The sequence below is a fragment of the Neokomagataea thailandica NBRC 106555 genome (assembly GCF_001598495.1).
Lineage (GTDB): Bacteria > Pseudomonadota > Alphaproteobacteria > Acetobacterales > Acetobacteraceae > Gluconobacter > Gluconobacter thailandicus_A.
Genome location: NZ_BCZB01000061.1, coordinates 1 through 2,621 on the forward strand (window position 1 = coordinate 1; position 2,621 = coordinate 2,621).

Annotated in this window: 3 protein-coding genes, 1 pseudogene and 1 CRISPR repeat array; of the genes and pseudogenes, 3 read left to right on the top strand and 1 reads right to left on the bottom strand. The window is 52.8% G+C overall.

The genetic code is table 11. From position 1 onward, the window contains the following. From NTH01S_RS11930 to vapC, 3 genes and pseudogenes are all read left to right on the top strand, one after another. Window positions 1–139, top strand: a pseudogene (locus NTH01S_RS11930) (IS6 family transposase); the annotation flags it as partial. 289 nt (window positions 140–428) lie between these two features. Continuing rightward, window positions 429–677 carry a type II toxin-antitoxin system VapB family antitoxin gene (vapB, locus tag NTH01S_RS11315; protein WP_456306304.1) on the top strand — a complete coding sequence of 83 codons (249 nt, stop codon included), beginning with the start codon at window positions 429–431 and terminating at the stop codon, window positions 675–677. Then, complete coding sequence (gene vapC / locus NTH01S_RS11320) at window positions 677–1,081, top strand: type II toxin-antitoxin system tRNA(fMet)-specific endonuclease VapC (protein ID WP_068173759.1); 405 nt, start codon at window positions 677–679, stop codon at window positions 1,079–1,081. The genes vapB and vapC overlap by 1 nt, the downstream gene beginning before the upstream one ends. 68 nt (window positions 1,082–1,149) lie before the next feature. Then, window positions 1,150–2,244: a CRISPR direct-repeat array (repeat unit 28 nt; unit sequence TCTCTCAGCCGCCTACCCGGCGGGGAGC). A gap of 121 nt (window positions 2,245–2,365) precedes the next feature. Here vapC and NTH01S_RS11935 read toward each other — a convergent pair. Then, window positions 2,366–2,621, bottom strand: a 256-nt coding sequence (locus NTH01S_RS11935) for a hypothetical protein (RefSeq protein WP_169802081.1), incomplete at its 5' end; no start/stop codon positions are given.

The window sequence follows — 2,621 nt, forward strand, 5'->3', positions numbered from 1 at the left end:
AAGCCTCAAAACTGCTTATGCGACGATCAAAGGCTTCGAGGTCATGCGTGCCTTGAAAAAGGGGCAAGCTGAACTCTTCCAATTCCAAGAGGGTATCATGGGAGAAGTGCGTCTCATCGAAAGACAATTCAGCTTCTAAATCGTTCGAAAATCAAAACAAACGGGGCCCAGGCGACCCAAACTGAACTTTGCAACAGGGCCCATAACCGACCCTTTGACCCTTCAACGCCCTCTTCTCCTCCAAATGTCATGTTAATATCTATGAGGTTTGGGGACGAATGTCATGAATATATTGAAACCATTCTATATTGACGTATTCTAAACGAGTGCCATGACATCATTCTGGGATATACCCCAAAATGACAAGCTATTAATTCCTTACTTTTGGAATTTTTCGTTGCGTAAAGGATACCATATGTATATACATTATGAATATACATTGGAGCTTCATGATGTTGACCCGCACGACACTTTTTTTCTCGAACCGCACTCAGGCGGTACGCCTTCCCAAGACTGTTGCCTTCGCACCTGATCTGAAGGACGTGGTCATCATCTCCGACGGTGCGCGTCGGATCATCGCGCCGGCCAATGCTGCTTGGGATGATTTCTTTGCCTCACCCGGTGTTGAGTTGCCGCCCCGGAGACAGCCCGAGATGCAGGAGCGAGAAAGCTTCTGATGCTCCGCTTCTTACTTGATACGAATTTCTGTATTCGTGTGCTGCGTGATCGACCACAAGGGTTGAGAGAGCGTTTCAACGATAACGCTGAAGCGCTCTGCATCTCTGACGTCGTATTGTATGAACTCCTTTACGGTGCAGAGAAGTCTCAGGATCCCGTAAGGCACCGCCGCCAAGTCGAGCTTTTCGCCTCTCGGTTGGATGTTTTGCCTTTTGATGACGATGCTGCTGCCCACACGGCAGAAATTCGGGCTGATTTAGAAAACAGGGGCTGTGTCATTGGGCCGTATGATCTCATGATCGCTGGCCATGCTCGTAGCAAAGGGCTCATCGTTGTAACCGGAAACCTTCGTGAGTTTACAAGAGTACATGGTCTTCGCTCAGAGGATTGGTTGTCTAAATGAGGATACACGCGTTCTTAAACTCGCTTTGCAACAGGGCCCAATTTTAGACTGTAGCGAAGCAACATACGTCTCTCAGCCGCCTACCCGGCGGGGAGCAAGGGCAGACTGAGGAAACACAATAGAGCAATTCTCTCAGCCGCCTACCCGGCGGGGAGCCCATTGTGCCGGGGTTATTGTTGCCTCTTTTATCTCTCAGCCGCCTACCCGGCGGGGAGCCGGCCGCACGATCCAAACGCGCCGGCCAAAGATCTCTCAGCCGCCTACCCGGCGGGGAGCTGACGCAACGCGCATCATACGCATATAAGAGATCTCTCAGCCGCCTACCCGGCGGGGAGCTCTATTGGAAGATGAAGAGGGCCGCTGCTACTTCTCTCAGCCGCCTACCCGGCGGGGAGCAATATCGACGAATTTTGGAGAAAATGGCGTCGTCTCTCAGCCGCCTACCCGGCGGGGAGCGATGACCGATCACAGCCGCATATCGTCCAACTTCTCTCAGCCGCCTACCCGGCGGGGAGCTTCGCGCTTTGTCGGTGCGTCTCCTAAAGCTTTCTCTCAGCCGCCTACCCGGCGGGGAGCTATTTTTTTTCTTCCTCTCTACTGGGTAGGGGTCTCTCAGCCGCCTACCCGGCGGGGAGCAACTTTCAGTTGTGCGAAACAGCATTTTCATGTCTCTCAGCCGCCTACCCGGCGGGGAGCCTTCTTGGCGATCCAAACATTCATCTGAATCATCTCTCAGCCGCCTACCCGGCGGGGAGCATCGTGTTGACGATGGCCGGAATACCGCTATTTCTCTCAGCCGCCTACCCGGCGGGGAGCATTTTTTAAGGCCCCTCATGGCGTTTTCGTTTTTCTCTCAGCCGCCTACCCGGCGGGGAGCATCGCGTTTTTGAACGCTGTCTTATCCTTTTTTCTCTCAGCCGCCTACCCGGCGGGGAGCGCTTTTGAGGTGCCAATCGGTCGCGCATCAAATCTCTCAGCCGCCTACCCGGCGGGGAGCGACCTGTTGCCCAGGGCAGATATTCAGCACTTTCTCTCAGCCGCCTACCCGGCGGGGAGCATATCAAGTATAACCTCCTCTCTCAGCCGCCTACCCGGCGGGGAGCGGTTTTAGCCACGATACAGCACGGAAAAACTGTCTCTCAGCCGCCTACCCGGCGGGGAGCAGTAACTTTGCACAAACAAAAATCATTTATTTCAGCGCACTAGCCATTCTAGGGCTATCATACCATCTTTTCAAAGACCCGACTTAATGCACTGTAATCAAATGATTTTCTCAGGTCTAGATTATTGATCCTCAAAAGTGCCTCGAACTAATCCGATCATATCATCCATGGTGACATCCACACGCGTTTCATCATCCTTGACGGGAAGGTTCACGCTCATAAGGGATGCAAGTTCAACGGACGAAATGTCTCGTCTGTTTTGGGTATAGGCTTGCCAAGCCCGTTCGACGTTATGATCCGACAAAACCGCTTCAGGCAGACGTAAATGGGTAGAGCGAATGCTGTCTCCAGCCTCTCGCAAGATGCTGTTTCTTGGG